The 15,890-nt window shown below is 71.4% G+C and carries 15 protein-coding genes and 3 tRNA genes; 11 read left to right on the forward strand and 7 right to left on the reverse strand.

The annotated features are described in order from the left end of the window. Window positions 1-258: 258 nt before the first annotated feature. The 3 genes from E1285_RS23045 to E1285_RS23055 form a co-directional block, all read right to left on the reverse strand. A tRNA-Val gene (locus tag E1285_RS23045) sits at window positions 259-330 on the reverse strand. 31 nt (window positions 331-361) lie between these two features. Beyond that, window positions 362-432 (reverse strand) — tRNA-Cys (locus E1285_RS23050). 41 nt (window positions 433-473) lie between these two features. Then, a tRNA-Gly gene (locus E1285_RS23055) sits at window positions 474-545 on the reverse strand. Window positions 546-669: 124 nt separating this feature from the next. Between E1285_RS23055 and E1285_RS23060 the strand changes: the two genes are divergently transcribed. From E1285_RS23060 to E1285_RS23095, 8 genes are all read left to right on the forward strand, one after another. Further along, window positions 670-1,365, forward strand: coding sequence for a winged helix-turn-helix domain-containing protein (locus E1285_RS23060; protein WP_132155382.1), 696 nt, complete (start codon window positions 670-672; stop codon window positions 1,363-1,365). Window positions 1,366-1,464: 99 nt separating this feature from the next. After that, window positions 1,465-2,301, forward strand: a complete 837-nt coding sequence (locus E1285_RS23065) for an aminodeoxychorismate lyase (protein WP_243722989.1) — start codon at window positions 1,465-1,467, stop codon at window positions 2,299-2,301. A 76-nt stretch (window positions 2,302-2,377) separates the two neighbouring features. Continuing rightward, window positions 2,378-3,790: an extracellular solute-binding protein gene (locus tag E1285_RS23070; RefSeq protein ID WP_243722990.1), complete on the forward strand. Its 1,413-nt coding sequence runs from the start codon at window positions 2,378-2,380 to the stop codon at window positions 3,788-3,790. Then, window positions 3,762-4,712: a sugar ABC transporter permease gene (locus E1285_RS23075; protein WP_132155386.1), complete on the forward strand. Its 951-nt coding sequence runs from the start codon at window positions 3,762-3,764 to the stop codon at window positions 4,710-4,712. Before E1285_RS23070 ends, E1285_RS23075 begins: the two co-directional genes overlap by 29 nt. Continuing rightward, complete coding sequence (locus E1285_RS23080) at window positions 4,709-5,536, forward strand: carbohydrate ABC transporter permease (protein WP_132155389.1); 828 nt, start codon at window positions 4,709-4,711, stop codon at window positions 5,534-5,536. Before E1285_RS23075 ends, E1285_RS23080 begins: the two co-directional genes overlap by 4 nt. After that, window positions 5,536-6,654: an ABC transporter ATP-binding protein gene (locus E1285_RS23085; RefSeq protein WP_132155402.1), complete on the forward strand. Its 1,119-nt coding sequence runs from the start codon at window positions 5,536-5,538 to the stop codon at window positions 6,652-6,654. Before E1285_RS23080 ends, E1285_RS23085 begins: the two co-directional genes overlap by 1 nt. Next, complete coding sequence (locus tag E1285_RS23090) at window positions 6,651-7,847, forward strand: CehA/McbA family metallohydrolase (protein WP_132155404.1); 1,197 nt, start codon at window positions 6,651-6,653, stop codon at window positions 7,845-7,847. The genes E1285_RS23085 and E1285_RS23090 overlap by 4 nt, the downstream gene beginning before the upstream one ends. 41 nt (window positions 7,848-7,888) lie before the next feature. Further along, window positions 7,889-10,618 (forward strand): alpha-mannosidase, encoded by a 2,730-nt coding sequence (locus E1285_RS23095; protein WP_132155406.1) that lies wholly within the window; start codon window positions 7,889-7,891, stop codon window positions 10,616-10,618. Here the strand turns inward: E1285_RS23095 and ppgK are convergent. Genes ppgK through E1285_RS23110 form a run of 3 tightly spaced genes read right to left on the reverse strand, consistent with a single transcriptional unit; the run spans window position 10,615 to window position 12,594 of the window. Then, entirely contained in the window at window positions 10,615-11,448 is an 834-nt protein-coding gene (ppgK, locus tag E1285_RS23100) for a polyphosphate--glucose phosphotransferase (RefSeq protein ID WP_132155408.1), read from the reverse strand. The genes E1285_RS23095 and ppgK overlap by 4 nt on opposite strands. A gap of 49 nt (window positions 11,449-11,497) precedes the next feature. Then, window positions 11,498-11,815 (reverse strand): multidrug efflux SMR transporter, encoded by a 318-nt coding sequence (locus tag E1285_RS23105; RefSeq protein WP_132155410.1) that lies wholly within the window; start codon window positions 11,813-11,815, stop codon window positions 11,498-11,500. Further along, on the reverse strand, window positions 11,815-12,594 hold the full coding sequence (locus E1285_RS23110; RefSeq protein ID WP_132155412.1) for an SDR family oxidoreductase: 780 nt from the start codon (window positions 12,592-12,594) through the stop codon (window positions 11,815-11,817). The genes E1285_RS23105 and E1285_RS23110 overlap by 1 nt, the downstream gene beginning before the upstream one ends. Before the next feature lie 93 nt (window positions 12,595-12,687). On the opposite strand from E1285_RS23110, the gene E1285_RS23115 reads away from it, so the two are divergent. Both E1285_RS23115 and sthA read left to right on the forward strand, forming a co-directional pair. Next, window positions 12,688-13,311 (forward strand): TetR/AcrR family transcriptional regulator, encoded by a 624-nt coding sequence (locus E1285_RS23115; protein ID WP_243722991.1) that lies wholly within the window; start codon window positions 12,688-12,690, stop codon window positions 13,309-13,311. Between the two features lie 62 nt (window positions 13,312-13,373). Further along, a complete protein-coding gene (gene sthA / locus E1285_RS23120; RefSeq protein ID WP_132155414.1) occupies window positions 13,374-14,777 on the forward strand; it encodes a Si-specific NAD(P)(+) transhydrogenase in 1,404 nt (467 codons plus the stop codon). 1 nt (window position 14,778) lies between these two features. Here sthA and E1285_RS23125 read toward each other — a convergent pair whose 3' ends face one another. Further along, complete coding sequence (locus E1285_RS23125) at window positions 14,779-15,192, reverse strand: SsgA family sporulation/cell division regulator (protein WP_132155416.1); 414 nt, start codon at window positions 15,190-15,192, stop codon at window positions 14,779-14,781. A gap of 275 nt (window positions 15,193-15,467) precedes the next feature. Between E1285_RS23125 and E1285_RS23130 the strand changes: the two genes are divergently transcribed. Then, window positions 15,468-15,890: TIGR02611 family protein (locus tag E1285_RS23130; RefSeq protein ID WP_132155418.1), on the forward strand; the 423-nt coding region annotated here is incomplete at its 3' end.

Genomic DNA, 15,890 nt, shown 5'->3' on the forward strand with positions numbered 1-15,890 from the left:
AGGAAGGCCAGGATAGCCCGCCCACTCTGCAGGCGGACTAACCAGCGCGCTGCCGGGTGGAGCGCTCTCGTGTTATAGGAAGTAGCGGCCTGGAGGATGGGGGAGCAGCGTGCTCCCGGGCGGCCACTACCCATGGTCGGGTAGTCCGGGGGAGGGGTGGGAGCAGCGTGCTCCCGATTTGCTCCCGGTTTCGCGCTCAACTGCGTCAAAACGGAAGAGCCCAGGTCGGGCTCCAACGCCTGACCTGGGCTTAATCGGTGGGCGATACTGGGATTGAACCAGTGGCCTCTACCGTGTCAAGGTAGCGCTCTCCCACTGAGCTAATCGCCCGTCCGTGGCCTCCGGGGGAGGTACGGCGTTGAGGTGGAGACGGGATTTGAACCCGTGTACACGGCTTTGCAGGCCGTTGCCTCGCCTCTCGGCCACTCCACCAGAAGGAGACCTTCTGGGTCATAGCCGGAAAGGCCCCTCAGAGCGGAAGACGGGATTTGAACCCGCGACCCTCACCTTGGCAAGGTGATGCTCTACCCCTGAGCCACTTCCGCGTGCGCCCTGTGGCGACGTGGAAAACCTTAGCGCGTTCGAGGCGGTTCCCCAAACCGGGTTTCCGGCGGGGCGCGGCGGGATGCTTCGGCGGGAGGCGAAACGTGGGTCGCCTAGGGTCGGGTCATGCGCACGGACCACGTGGACTTCGCGCCGGTCGCGGCGTTGCTCGGCGACCGGGCACGGGCGGCGATGCTGACGGCGCTGCTGGACGGGCGGCCGCTCGCGGCGGGGGAACTGGCGCGGGCGGCGGGTGTGAGCGCGCCGACGGCGAGCGCGCATCTCGGACGCCTGCTGGACGGCGGGCTCGTCACGGTGGTCAGCCAGGGGCGGCACCGGTACTACCGGCTGCGGGGGAGTGAGGTCGCGCAGGTCATCGAGGCGCTGTCGCGGATCAGCCCGCCGGTCGAGGTGCGGAGCCTGCGGCAGTCGAGGGACGCGCGGCGGCTGCACGCGGCGCGGACGTGCTACGACCACCTGGCCGGCGAGGCGGGGGTGGCCCTGTTCGCGGCCCTGGTCGACGGCGGGCTCATCGAATCCGGCGGTAAGGACGCCTACGAGGTGACGTCCAAGGGGCGGGAGCGCTTCGAGGCGCTGGGGCTGGACATAGCGGCGCTGCGGGAGGCGCGCCGCCGGTTCGCGTGGGAGTGCTTGGACTGGACGGAGCGGCGGCCGCACCTGAACGGGGCGCTCGGGGCGGCGCTGACGGGACGGATGATCGAGCTGGGCTGGTTCGAGCGGGGGACGACGCGACGCGCGCTTGCCGTGACCGAGGCGGGGCACAGGGGGCTGGCGGATTCGTTCGGGTGCGTGCTGGCGTGAACCCGCCCGATGGACTCGTACCCTCCCCCTAGGGGTCGTACTGTGGGGCCATCGGCTGGGTGGACGCGGGCTCCCGGCGCTCTTTGGAGGTGGCTTCCGGTGACGGAGCAGGCCAGGATCTGGCTGAACGGGGAACTGCTCGACCCCGAGCGGGCGGTGGTGTCGGTCTTCGACCACGGCATGCTCGTCGGCGACGGGATCTTCGAGACGGTGAAGGCGGCGAACGGGGAGCCGTTCGCGCTGACCCGGCATCTGCGGCGGCTGGCCCGTTCGGCGGCCGGCCTCGGCCTGCCCGAGCCCGACCACGACGCCCTGGCCCAGGGGACCCTGGAGGTGCTGGCGGCGGCGCCGAAGTGGCCGCTCGCGCGTATCCGCATCACCTACACCAGCGGTCCCGGCCCGCTCGGCTCGGCCCGGGGCGACGCCGGGCCGACCGTGTCGATCATCGTGGGGCCGCAGGACCCGTTCCCGGCGACGGCGGACGTGACGGTCGTGCCGTGGCCGCGCAACGAGCGGGGCGCGCTGTCGGGCCTCAAGACCACGTCGTACGCGGAGAACGCCCTGGCCCTCGCCTACGCCAAGGAGCGCGGCGGAGGCGAGGCGGTCTTCGCCAACACCGCGGGCGACCTGTGCGAGGGGACGGGCAGCAACATCTTCGTCGTCCTGGGCGGGCGGCTCGTGACGCCGCCGCTGGCGTCCGGCTGCCTGGCCGGGGTGACGCGCGCGCTGACGCTGGAATGGTGCGGCGGCGAGGAGGAGGACCTCGCGCTGGACGACCTGTACCGGGCGGACGAGGCGTTCCTGACGTCCACGACACGGGACGTCCAGCCGATCCGGGCCGTGGACGGGACGGTCCTCCCGGTGGCGCCGGGCCCGATCACCGCCAAGGCGATGGAGGCGTTCGCCGCCCGTTCCGCCGAACTCATGGACCCCTGACCAGGAAGGGATCTCCGGGGTCTTTACATGATCGGATTCTTCGTTCACGTTCAGGGTGACGCTCTAGGAGGTCATCGTGGACTTCTCCAGAAGGCGGATCGGCGCGGCGGCCGCGCTCGTGCTGGCGGGCGGGATGCTCGCGGGATGCGGCGGCGGCGGATCCTCGACGGATCCCGACCGGAACAAGGATGCCGAGAGCTTCTCCCTGACGATCACCCGTAACGCGATCGAGGGCGGCAAGAACACCGAAGAGGCGGAGTGGATCACCAAGACGGTGATCCCGGAGTTCGTCGCCGCGCAGAAGTCGAAGGGCGTCACCGCCAAGGTGACGTTCCAGGGCCAGGGCGTGGACGACGAGGCCTACAAGACGAAGCTGGCGCTCGACCTGAAGTCCCGGTCGGGAGCCGACATCATGGACGTCGACGGGATCTGGGTCGGCGAGTTCGCGCAGGCGGGGTACATCGAGCCGCTGGCGGCCGTGGCCGGTTCCGCGGCCGGCGCCTGGGACGGCTGGACGCAGATCCCGCAGTCGGTCCAGAAGCCGGCGACGTTCGAGGACGAGCGTTACGGCGTCCCGCCCGCGACCGACGGCCGCCTACTGTTCTACAACACGAGGCTCTTCGAGCAGGCCGGTCTCCCCGCCGACTGGCAGCCTGAGAGCTGGGAGAACATCATCGCGGCGGCGCGTGCGCTGAAGCGGCTCCCGGGCGTGACCCCCATCCAGCTGAACGCGGGCACCGCGATGGGCGAGGCGACCACCATGCAGGGCTTCCTGCCGCTGCTGGCGGGCGCGGGCGCCGAGATCTACGCGAACGGCAAGTGGACGGGCGGCGGCCAGGCCGTCAAGCAGGTTCTCGCCCTGTACGCGCAGATCTACGGCGGCGACGGGCTCGGCGATCCGAAGCTCCAGCAGGAGGCCAAGGGACGCGACAAGTCGTTCGAGGAGTTCGCCGCCGGGAAGATCGGGATCCTAGCCGAGGGTGACTACTTCTGGCGGGACGTCATCAACCCGGAGACCGGCGTCGCGAAGATGAAGACCCGCGACGAGGATGTCGGCTACGCCCTGATCCCCGCGGTCTCCCCGGCCCGGGGCGTGCGCGGGCAGTCGTTCGTGAGCATGTCGGGCGGGTCGGTGACCGTCCTGAACCCGAACACCGACTACCCGCAGCAGGCGTTCGAGCTGCTGGCCTTCATGAACTCCGCGGAGATGATCAAGAAGCGGACGGCCGGCACGCCCGAGATCACGTCCCGCACGGACGTGAACAAGCAGATCCTCGCGGACGACCCGTTCCTGACGTTCGTGTCGGAGAAGATCCTTCCGATCACGTCCTACCGTCCGGGTCTCGCCGTCTACCCGCAGGTCTCGACGGCGCTGCAGGAGGCCACGGCCGCCGTGGTGTCGGGCAAGACGCCGGAGGAGGCCGCCGCCGAGTACACCGAGAAGCTCGAAGGGATCGTCGGTGGCGCCGCCAACGTCACCGCGCGGTGACGTCCGCCGCCCCGGTCCGGCCGCGCGGTCCACCGGGGACGACGCGGCCGGGCTGGGGCGGGGGCGCGCGGCCGCGTTCGTCGCCCCTGCCCTGGTGATCATCGCGGTCTTCCTCGTGTTCCCCGCGCTCTGGACGCTGTATCTGGGCGCGACCGACTACCGGCTCACGGGCATCGCGGCGAGCGACCCGCGGTTCGTCGGGGTGGACAACTACGGTGACGTCCTCACCGACGGGGACTTCCGCCGGTCGCTGTGGCTGACGCTCCAGTTCGTCGTCGGGTCCGCGGTGATCGGGCAGACCGTCCTGGGGTTCGCGATCGCGTGGGTCCTGCGCGACCGGTCGGGCCCGGTGCGGCGCCTGGTCGAGGGCCTGGTGCTGCTCGCGTGGATCCTGCCGTCCTCGGTCATCGCGTTCCTGTGGATCGCCCTGCTGGACCGCGACGGCGGCACCCTCAACGCGCTGCTCGGCACGCCCGGCACCGCATGGCTGCTCGACCATCCGATGGCGTGCATCATCGTGTTCAACGTCTGGCGCGGCACGGCGTTCTCGATGATGCTGTACGGCGCGGCGCTCGGGAACGTTCCACCGTCCCATCTGGAGACCGCGCGGCTCGCCGGCGCCTCGACGCCGCAGACGTTGCGGGACGCCGTGTTCCCGCGCATCCGCGGGCACATCCTGACGAGTCTCCTGCTGATCAGCCTGTGGACGTTCAACGATTTCACGCCGTTCCTGATCACGGCGGGCGGCCCGGACGGACGCTCGGAGATCATGTCGGTGTACGTGTACCGGACGGCGCTCGGCGACGGGCGGCTCGGGTTCGGCGCCGCCATCTCGCTGCTCATGATCTTGATCAATCTGGTGATCGCCCTGCTCTACCTGCGTGCGCTGCGGGCCCGCCGGCCGAAGGAGGCGGTCGCGTGAACGAGACCGTCCGCGAGGTGCTGCGGAGGATCGGGCTGGCCACGTTCGTCTCGGCCGTCCTCGGGTTCTTCGCGCTGCCGCTGCTCTGGCTCGCCTTCACCCCGTTCGACGCGGACCCGGGCATCTCGGCGTCGCTCCCCGAGTTCACCCTGCGCAACTTCCAGGTCCTGCTGGACAACCCGTACGCGCTCGCGTCGATCCGCAACTCGATCCTGCTCGCCGCGGGCACGGCGGCATTCGTCGTGACGGCCGCCGCCCTGGCCGCGTACGCGCTGAGCCGCGTCCGCCTGCCCGGACGGGACGCGCTCCTCTACGTCCTGCTCCTGCTGTCGTCCATCATCACCGGGACGGCCGCGATGGTGCCGGTCTTCCTGCTGGCCTTCAACCTGAACCTGATCGACTCGCGGCTCGGCGTGATCCTGGTGCTGACCGGGGGACTGCTCCCGGCGGCGATCTTCCTGCTGAAGGACTTCACCGACGCCACGCCCACGTCCTACGAGGAGGCCGCGCGGGTGTTCGGGGCGTCGCCGCTGCAGATCCTGCGGCACGTCGTCGTCCCGGTCATCCGGCCGGGGCTCGCCACCGTCACGGTATGGACGGTCGCGCAGGTCTGGGGCGACTTCCTGATGCCGTTCCTGCTGCTGCGCGACCCGGACAAGGCCCCCGCATCGGTGATCATGTACACGTTCTACACCGAGGGCGGCCAGCCGGACCTGGCCCTGATCTCCACGTTCTCTCTGCTGTACTCCCTGCCGGTCGTGCTCATGTACCTGTTCGTGAGCCGCCGGTACGGCTTCCGCTTCCACGGAGGGATCAAGCGCTGATGGCGGCAATCACGATCCGGGAGCTGACGAAGGTCTATCCGGGCGGCGTGCGGGCCCTGGACGCCCTCGACCTCGACGTGGCGGACGGCGAGTTCTTCGCGCTGCTCGGACCGTCCGGCTGCGGCAAGACGACACTGCTGCGCACGGTCGCGGGGCTGGAGACGGCGACGGGCGGGACGATCCGTCTCGGCGGCGGCGACGTGACACGGGTCCCGCCGGGCCGCCGTGACGTCGGCATGGTCTTCCAGGACTACGCGCTCTTCCCGCACATGACCGTCCTGGACAACATCGCCTACCCGCTGCGCATCAAGAAGCTGAGCCGGGCCACGCGGTACGAGCGCGCCGACGACGCTGTGCGGGTCCTAGGGCTGGCGGGGCTGGAGCAGCGCCGCCCCGGCGAACTCTCCGGCGGGCAGCAGCAACGGGTCGCGCTGGCCCGCGCGCTGGTCGCCGAACCGCGGATCTTCCTGCTGGACGAGCCCCTCTCCAACCTCGACGCGCGGCTCCGCCTGGAGGCCAGGACGTTCCTCAAACGGCTGCAGCGGGAACTCGCCGTCACGACGGTGTTCGTCACGCACGACCAGGCGGAGGCGCTCGCCCTCGCCGACAGGATCGCGGTCATGGAGGAGGGACGTATCCGCCAACTCGGCACGCCTGTAGAGGTTTTCCGGCGTCCCGCCAACCTGTTCGTGGCGTCGTTCATCGGATCGACGCCCATGAACCTGCTGCCTGGTCAGGTGGCTGACGGCGTCGTCGCCGTTGCCGGGACCGAACTGCCGGTGCCCGCGGAGGCGCGAGCGCACATCACGGTGGGGGAGTCGGTCGTGTGCGGGGTACGACCCGAGTATCTGGACTACAGCGACAGCCCGGAAGACGGCGCGTTCAGCGGACGTGTGTCCGTCGTAGAGCACCTTGGCGGGAGTTCGCTGGTGACTCTGGACGTGGAAGGCGAGCCCCTGCACGTGGTCGTGGGGGAGGACCGCGAGCCGGAACCAGGGTCCACGGGATGGGCGCGGCCCCGTCCCGGACGGGTACTTCTCTACCGGGACGGCGAGCTGGTCACGGGATCGGAGGACCTGAGAATGACGCCGCTGACCAAGGACGGGGGACGTGCATGACCGTGCATCGGGGGCGTTGGAGCCTGGAGGACCGCCTCGAACAGGGGGTCCGCGAACTGCCCTTCGACGTTCCGCCCGGGACGGCATCGGTCACGGTGGAGCTGTCCTATGACGGCGGTGTCATCGATCTGGGCTGCCAAGGGCCGGACGGATTCCGAGGCTGGTCGGGTGGGGCGCGTAGCCAGTACACGGTCAGCGCCGAGTGGGCGACGCCCGGATACCTGCCGGGGGAGCTTGAACCGGGCACATGGCACGTCTGGCTCGGCCTACACCGGATACCACCCGAAGGCGTCCCGTACGAGGTGACGGTCACCACGTCCAGCACCCCGGTCCGGCCCCCGGCCGAAACACCGCCTCCCCGGCCGGAACGTCCGCCGCGCCGCGACCTGCCGGCGCCGGGCGGGATGCGCTGGCTCGCAGGCGACCTGCACTCCCACACCGTCCACAGCGACGGGACGCTCACCGTCCACGAGCTGGCGTGCCTCGCCGCGTCCCGCGGCCTCGACTTCCTCGCCGTGACCGACCACAACACCGTCAGCCACCATCCCGAACTGCCCGCCGCCGAGGCGCACGCGGGGATCGTCCTGCTGCCCGGCCAGGAGGTCACGACCGACCTCGGGCACGCCAACGTGTTCGGCGACGTCGGCTGGGTCGACTTCCGGCGCCCCAGCGCCGAGTGGGCCGCGTTCGCCGACGCGCGCGGCGGCCTGATGTCGATCAACCATCCGCTGAGCGGCGACTGCGCCTGGCGCCTGCCGCTGCCCGAGGAGGTCCGGCCCCGTTTCGCCGAGATATGGCATCCGTCCTGGTGGGACCGGCGCTGGGGCGCCCCGCTGGCCTGGGCGGACGTGTGGCGGTCCGGCGGCGTCGTCCCGCTCGGCGGCAGCGACTTCCACGACCCGGCGCAGTACCAGAGCCTCGGGGAGCCCGTCACCTGGGTCCTGGCGGAGGAAGGCGACGTCCTCGGGGCGCTCGCGGCCGGGCGGACGTCGATCTCCGCGGGGCTCACCGCGCCCGTCCTCCTCCGCGTCGACGGCGAGCTGATCGCGGCCGGGGCGGACGGCACCGTGCTCGCCCGCCCCGACGGGAGACGTGTCGCGATTCGCGGCGATCGCGTGCATATACCGGCGGACGGGGTGGGAATGCACCGCCTTGAGACCCACGAGAACGAGGTGATCGCGCTGTGCGGGTGAACACTGGGCGGCTGAACACTGGGCGGCCGAACACTGGGCGGGTGAACGCCGGGAGGACCGGGGCCCCGGAGATCGTCGTCGTCCCCCACACCCACTGGGATCGCGAGTGGTACCTGCCGTTCCAGCGTTTCCGGCTCCGCCTCGTGTCGCTGCTCGACGGCGTCATCGACGGCATGGAGGCCGACCCGCGCTGGCACTTCACGCTGGACGGTCAGATGGCCGCCGTCGACGACTACCTGGAGATCCGTCCCGACCAGCGCGAACGGGTCGCCGCGCTCGTCCGGGAGGGGCGGCTCGCCGTCGGGCCCTGGCAGATCCTCCACGACGAGTTCCTGTGCTCCGGCGAGAACATCGTCCGGAACCTGGAGCTCGGGATGCGGCGCGCGGAGGAACTGGGCGGTGCGCCGATGATGGTCGGCTACCTGCCCGACCAGTTCGGGCATTGCGCGCAGACGCCCCAGATCCTCAAGCTGGCCGGGATCGAGCACGCGTGCGTGTGGCGCGGCGTCCCCGGCGAGGTCCGCGCCAGCGCGTTCGCCTGGGAGGCGCCGGACGGGACGTCGATCCGCACCCAGTACCTCCCCGAAGGCGGGTACGGCAACGCCGCGTCGATGTTCGAGGAGTTCCCCGGCGGCGCTTCGCTGCTGCCCGGCCGCGCCGCCGGGTTCGCGGAGTCGATGGGCCGCTGGTATCCGCGCGGCGGCCCGCTGCTGGCCATGTACGGCGCCGACCACACCGCGCCCGCCGCGGACCTCGCCGACCGCGTCGCGGACGCCGGGCCCGGCATGCGCCTGGACACTCTCGCCGGCTACTTCGCGGGCGAGGACCCGTCCGTGGACGGCCTGCCGCACGTCCGCGGCGAGCTGCGGTCGCACGCCCGCGCCAACATCCTGCCCGGCGTGATCTCCGCCCGTGTCCGGCTCAAGCAGATGATGGGACGCGCCGAGCGGTTCGTCGAACGGTACGCCGAGCCGCTGACGGCCCTCTGGTACGCGGGCGACGCGCAGCGGTTCCTCGATCTCGCGTGGCGGCGGCTGATCGAGGTGAGCTGCCACGACTCGGTCACCGGCTGCGGCAGCGACGAGACCGCCGAGCAGGTCGCGGCGCACATGGCGGAGGCCGAGCAGCTCGGACGCGCCGTCTGCGACCTCGTCACGGCCGAGCTCGCCGCCTCGGTGCCACTCGGCTCGCATCTCGTGTTCAACCCGAGCCCAGCACCGCGGACCGGCCTGATCACGGTGGACATCCCGTCCGACGGCGAACCCGGCCTGGTGACGGGGGACGGGCGGCAGGTCCCCGTCCAGACCCTGGAGATCGCGCCGACCGTGCTCGACGACGCCGTCCACCCGGCCTCCCGGCTGCCGATCCTGCTGGAGCGGGTGTACGGGCGGGTGCTGTTCGGGCAGGAGATCCGCGACTGGTCGGTGTCCAGGGAGGACCGCACGCTCACCTTCCACGTGACGTCCCGCGCCGGCGTCCCGTTCGACATCGGCGACGTGCGGGAAGCCCTGCGAGGCGCCGACGGGGAGTGGCGCGTCCGGATCATCGCCGACCCGCGCCGCACCGTCGCCGCGCTCGTGGACGTCCCCGCTCTGGGCCTGACCACCGTCCAGCCCGTGCCCTCACCGGGCAGCACGCCGGACGCCCGCCCTGTCGAGGCCGGGGGGAACGTCCTCGACAACGGCCTCCTGCGCGCACAGGTGCACGACGACGGGACCCTCGGGCTGCGCACCCCGTCCGGCCACATCGTCGAGGGCATCGGGCGGATCGTCGACGGCGGCGACCTCGGCGACTCCTACAACCACGCCCCGCCCGCCGATGACCGGCTCATCGGCGACCCCCTGTCGGTGGGCGTCCACCCCGTCTGGCCTGGGCCGCTCGTCGCCGCGTACGACATCGTCCGGACCTACCGGTGGCCCGCCGCCGGAGACGTGCGGCGCGACGCCCGCTCGGCCGCCGAGGAGGACGTGACCGTCACCACCCGCGCCGAACTCCGCGCGGGGGAGCCGTTCCTGCGGCTGCGCGTCACGTTCGACAACCGCTGCGAGGACCACCGGACCCGGCTGCACCTGTCGCTGCCGCGCCAGGCCGGGTCGTCGTTCGCCGAGGGGCAGTTCGCGGTCACCGAGCGGGGGCTGACGGCCGAGGGCGGGTTCGGGGAGCGTCCCGTCCCGACGTTCCCCGCGTCCGGGTTCGTCGCGGCCGGCGGGCTCGCCGTCCTGCTGGAGCACGCCACCGAATACGAGATCATCGGCGGCGGGCGGGAGATGGCGCTCACCCTGCTGCGCTCGATCGGCTACCTGTCCCGGGACCGCAACGCCTACCGCGACCAGCCCGCCGGGCCGCAGCTGGCGACCCCGCAGGCCCAGTGCCGCGGCGAGCGGACCGTCGGCCTGGCGGTCATGCCCTATGACGGCGAGCGGCCCGGAACCGATGTCGTCCAGGCCGCCGAGACCTACCGGCACGAGTTGCTCACGGCCGCCGGATACGGACACGCCACCATGTCCGCCCCGTCCCCGCGGGCGGGCGTCGCGATCACGGGCGACGGCGTGGCCATGACGTCGCTGCGCGCCCGCGACGGCTGGATCGAGACCCGGATGGTCGCCCAGCACCCCGAGCCGACCACGGCCGTCCTGCGCGGCCCGTTCACCGAGGCCGCCCGCGTCGACCTCCGCGGACGGCCCACCACGCCCCTCGACGTCCACGACGGGACGGCCACGCTGGCACTACGCCCCTGGGAGATCGCGACCGTCCGGCTCAGACCGGCCTAGCGCGCGGCCCCGCTCCGCCGCCGTGCCCCGCCCGACTTCCCGGCCTTCCGGACCTCGTGCGGGGCAGGCCCGGCGGTCTCCGCCGGGTGCGCGGCGGCGGCCGCCATCGCCGCGCCCACGATGCCCGCGTTGTTCACCAGCCGCGCCGCGACGATCTCCGCCCGCACGCCCTCGATCAGCGGGATGAAGTGCTCGGACCGCTTGCTGACCCCGCCGCCCAGCACGAACAGGGACGGGCAGATCAGTGCCTCCAGCCGCGTCATGTACTCGCTGAGCCGCCTGGCCCACTTCTCCCAGCTCAGCCCCTCCTCGTCGCGCGCCTTCGCCGACGCGCGCACCTCGGCGTCCTTCCCGTTGATCTCGATGTGCCCGAACTCGGTGTTCGGCACGAGGACCCCGTCGGTGAACAGGGCGCTGCCGATGCCCGTCCCCAGCGTCAGCAGGACGACGGTGCCGTCGCGGCCGCGTCCCATGCCGAGCCGCATCTCCGCCAGCCCGGCGGCGTCGGCGTCGTTGAGCAGCGTGATCTCCCGGCCGGTCGCGTCCGCCATCAGGGACGCCGCGTCCGTCCCGATCCAGTGCTTGGAGACGTTCGCCGCCGACATGGCCACGCCGTTGATCACCACCCCCGGGTAGGTGACGCCGACCGGGCCCCTCCAGTCGAAATGCTCGACGATCTCGGCGACGACCTTCGCGACGGGCTTGGGCTTCGGCGGCCGCGGCGTGTCGACCCGGAACCGCTCCCGGGTGAACGATCCGTCCGAGAGGTCCACCGGGGCCCCTTTGATGCCCGACCCGCCGATGTCGATCCCCAGCATCTCCTTGGTCATGACTCCACTCTGCACCAACCTCGCGGGGCATACCGCGTTCCACCTCGCCTCAGCTCTCCATGACCTGGAGGCCGACCACGCCGACGAGGATGAGCGCCAGGCAGAGGAGCCGGGACGGGGACATGCTCTCGTTCAACGCGACCACCCCGGCCAGTGCGACACCGAACGCCCCCAGCCCGACGAAGACCGCGTAGGCCGTGCCGACCGGCAGGTCGCGCAGGGACAGGGTCAGGACGGCGACGCTGAGCAGCGCCACCGACAGCCCGATGACGCTGGGCCAGAGCTTGGTGAAGCCCTCCGACTGCTTCAGCGCGGTCGCCCACACCAGTTCCAGCAACGATGCGATCAGCAAGAACACCCAGGGCATCAGGCCGTGTACCCGCCGTCCACCGCGATGGACGCACCGGTGACGTAGCCGCCCTCCGGACCCGCCAGATGCGCGACCATCGCGGCGACCTCCTCGGCGCGCCCGTACCGGCCGAGCGCCGTGAACCCGCGTTCGAACTCCGCGTCGGGGGAGTCGGCGGGGTTCATCTCGGTGTCCGTCGAGCCCGGATGCACCACGTTCGCGGTGATCCCGCGCGGTCCGAGATCGCGGGCCAGGCCCCGGGTGAGCCCGGTGACCGCCGACTTGCTCATCGAGTACAGCGTCCAGCCCGGGTAGGGGACGCGCTCGGCGAGGCTGCTGCCGATGGTGATGACGCGCCCGCCCGGCCCGAGATGGCGCGCCGCCGCCTGCGCCGCGACGAACGCCGCCCGGACGTGGATCGCCAGCGTCCGGTCCACTTCCTCTGCCCCGACGTCCTCCAGCGGCCCGTACGGCGCGATCCCGGCGTTGTTGACCAGGATGTCGAGGCGTCCGAACTCGGCCGCCGCCCGGTCCACGGCCGCGGCGACGGCCACGGGATCGGCGGCGTCGGCGGCGATCGCCAGCCCGCGTCCACCCGCCGCCTCGATCTCGCGGACGACCTCGGCGGCCCGGCCGGGGGCCCGCACGTAGGTCACCGCGACGTCGGCGCCGTCCCTTGCCAGCCGCAGCGCGATGGCGGCGCCGATGCCCCGCCCGCCGCCCGTGACCAGCGCCGCGCGCCTCGCCGGCGCGGCCCGTCCCGCCGCTTCCGCGCGTCCTGCCAGGTCCACCGTCATGTCAGCCTCCATCCATAATCCGGAAAACTCTCCACTTAGATCCGAGGTTAACCGGAGCATTCTCCGGATACAAGTCCGATACTGTGGTGAACCGTGCCGAGAGGGGACGGGATGCGGGAACTGCCGGTCGCGGGCCGTCCGCCCGCCGAGCGCGCCGACGCCGCGCACAACCGCCGCCGCATCCTCCGCGCCGCCGCCGAGATGATCTCCGCCCGCGGGCCCGAGGCCGTCTCCATGGACGAGGTCGCGCGGGCCGCCGGAGTCGGCGTCGGCACCGTGTACCGGCGGTTCGGCGACCGGGCCAGGCTGGTCTTCGCCGTGATCGACGACCGCGAGCGCGAGTTCCAGGCCGCGTTCATCCAGGGCCCGCCGCCCCTCGGTCCGGGCGCCGACCCCCGCGACCGGCTTCGCGCCTTCCTGCACGCCCTGGCCGACCGCACCGAGGCCCAGGCGGACCTGCTGCTCATGGCCGAGTCCGACCCGCCCGAGGCCCGCTTCCGGGACGGCTCGTACGGCCTCTACCACCGGCACCTGGCGATGCTCATCGGCAGGATCCGCCCCGACGCCGACACCGCCTACCTCGCCGACGCCCTCCTCGCGCCCCTCGCCGCGAACCTGTTCCTCCACCAGCGCCGCGAACGGGGCATGGCGCTCGACCGCGTCAAGGCCGGGCTGGACGCGCTCGCCGAGGGCCTGATCGCCGGACATCGCAGCTGAATAGTGATTTATCCGCCGAAGTCACTTATGGGGACGGGGAGCCTGCCGTCACACTGAGGGACGTGACTGACTACGATCTTCTCGTCCTCGGCTCGGGGCCCGGCGGGCAGCGCGCGGCCATCGCCGCCGCCAAGCTGGGCCGCAAGGTCGCCATCGTGGACCGCCGCGACATGATCGGCGGCGTCTGCATCAACACCGGGACGATCCCGTCCAAGACCCTCCGCGAGGCCGTCCTCTACCTCACCGGCCTCAACCAGCGCGAGCTGTACGGCCAGAGCTACCGGGTGAAGGAGGACATCACGGTCGCCGACCTCGGCATGCGGACCCAGCACGTCATCGGCCGCGAGATCGACACCGTCCGCAGCCAGCTCGCCCGCAACCGCGTCACCGTCCTGCCGGGCAGGGGCCGGTTCCTGGAGCCCAACACCATCGGGATCACCAGCGTCGGCGACCGCGAGCAGAAGGTCACCGCCGACCGCATCGTCATCGCGACCGGCACCCGGCCCGCGCGCCCCGACACCGTCGACTTCGACGACCGGACGATCATCGACTCCGACGGCATCATCAACATGGACCGCATCCCGGAGACCATGGTCGTCGTCGGCGCCGGCGTGATCGGCATCGAATACGCCTCGATGTTCGCCGCCCTCGGCACCAAGGTCACCGTCGTCGAACGCCGCGAGCGGATGCTGGACTTCTGCGACCTGGAGATCGTCGAGGCGCTCAAATACCACCTGCGCGACCTGGCCGTCACGTTCCGCTTCCGCGAGACCGTCGCGTCCGTCGAGCGGATGTCCCGGGGCGCGATCACCGTCCTGGAGAGCGGCAAGCGCATCCCCGCCGACACCGTCATGTACTCCGCGGGCCGGCACGGCATGACCGGCGACCTCTGCCTCGACGCCGCCGGCCTGGCCGCCGACGACCGCGGCCGGATCAAGGTGGACGCCGACTACCTCACCGAGGCCCCGCACATCTATGCCGTCGGCGACGTGATCGGCTTCCCGTCCCTCGCCGCGACGTCCATGGAGCAGGGACGCCTAGCCGCCCACCACGCCTGCGGCGAACCCGTCTCGGAGATTCACGAGACCCAGCCCATCGGCATCTACACGATCCCGGAGATCAGCTTCGTCGGCCGCACCGAGGACGCCCTCACCGAGGCCAAGGTCCCCTTCGAAGTGGGAGTCTCCCGCTACCGCGAACTCGCCCGCGGGCAGATCATCGGGGACTCCTACGGGATGCTGAAACTCCTCGTCTCACCCGAAGACCGGCGCCTGCTAGGCGTCCACGTCTTCGGCACCGGAGCCACCGAGCTCGTCCACATCGGCCAGACCGTCATGGGCTGCGGCGGCACCGTCGACTACCTCGTCAACGCGGTCTTCAACTACCCCACCTTGGCCGAGTCCTACAAAGTCGCCGCCCTGGACGCGATGAACAAGATGCGCCACATCGCCCGCCTCTCCGAGTGACCTACGACGGCCAGAGGAGATTCTCGAGCTCGCCGTCGATGTCGATGAACTCGGTCTCCTCGCCCGCGGGCACGGCCTGGTAGGTGCGGTGCAGGAAGTCGGCCAGCGGCGCCAGCGGCACCTCGAAGAGCGCGTCGCCGAACGGGGACGAGAGCGCGATGTGGAGCGTGCCGTCATCGGCGCCCGGCCAGACCTCCACGTCCCCTTCCCCGACCTTGCGCACGATGCCGACCGTCAGGAGCTCCCGAGCGAAGATCCACTCCACCGGCTCGTCATCACCCACATAGAACGCCATCCGGATCGCGTACGGGTCTCCCGCGGCGTACTCCAGCCCGGCGAGCAGGGGCACGGTCGTGCGGTCGGGGACGACGAGACGAAGGCCCAGCTCTGCTGAGACGGTGGTACTGCTGTTCATGGCCATTCCCTCTAACGTCGGTCCCGCTGCCTCGCGGAGGCGGCCGGTGGTGGTGTCCCTCTACCCGGATGTCCCCGCGATCTATGACGCCTAACTGCCTGATCTCGGCCGAACATTCCGGCGTCCCCGGCGTTTGTGATCCATCTCACCGTAGCAAAACCAACGCCTGACCTGCGCAAAAGCGGATCTTTCAACCACCCCGCCCTCCTCAAGCGGAACGATGGGCGCGGTAATGTAACGTCCCGGGCGGCCGATCTACTGGCTTGGGGTAAAGAATGACCGTCGAGCAGGAAAAGGAAGCCCGGCCGAAGGAGCCGGGCCGTCACCACCGGTTCCGCGAGCGGGTCCGGCGCAACCCCCTCACGAACACGATCTGGCGCGCGGGCGTCTTCACCGTCGGCTCCCTCGTCCTCCTCGGCGGCCTCATCATGCTGGTCACTCCGGGCCCCGGCCTGGTCGGCATCGTCGTGGGCCTGGCCATCCTCGCCACCGAGTTCGCCTGGGCCCAGCGAGCCCTGCACCGCGCCAAGGACGCCGCCGACCGAGCCAAGGAAAAGGCCTTCGACCCCCGCAAACGCCGCCGCAACCTGATCCTCGGCGCCGCCGCCACCATCCTCCTGGCCGCCGGCGCAGCCACCTACCTGGCCGTCTACGGCCTGACGCCCCCCTGGCGCATAGAAGACCCCGCCTTCTGGAAC

The organism is Actinomadura sp. 7K507, from assembly GCF_004348425.1.
In the GTDB taxonomy this organism is placed as follows: domain Bacteria; phylum Actinomycetota; class Actinomycetes; order Streptosporangiales; family Streptosporangiaceae; genus Spirillospora.

What these genes read in the sequence shown, in the direction of transcription:
- E1285_RS23060 (WP_132155382.1), top strand. Translation starts at nt 670, where the DNA reads ATGCGCACGGACCACGTGGACTTCGCGCCGGTCGCGGCGTTGCTCGGC.
- E1285_RS23085 (WP_132155402.1), top strand. Translation starts at nt 5,536, where the DNA reads ATGGCGGCAATCACGATCCGGGAGCTGACGAAGGTCTATCCGGGCGGC.
- E1285_RS23090 (WP_132155404.1), top strand. Translation starts at nt 6,651, where the DNA reads ATGACCGTGCATCGGGGGCGTTGGAGCCTGGAGGACCGCCTCGAACAG.
- ppgK (WP_132155408.1), bottom strand. Translation starts at nt 11,448, where the DNA reads ATGACCAAGGAGATGCTGGGGATCGACATCGGCGGGTCGGGCATCAAA.
- E1285_RS23105 (WP_132155410.1), bottom strand. Translation starts at nt 11,815, where the DNA reads ATGCCCTGGGTGTTCTTGCTGATCGCATCGTTGCTGGAACTGGTGTGG.
- E1285_RS23110 (WP_132155412.1), bottom strand. Translation starts at nt 12,594, where the DNA reads ATGACGGTGGACCTGGCAGGACGCGCGGAAGCGGCGGGACGGGCCGCG.
- E1285_RS23125 (WP_132155416.1), bottom strand. Translation starts at nt 15,192, where the DNA reads ATGAACAGCAGTACCACCGTCTCAGCAGAGCTGGGCCTTCGTCTCGTC.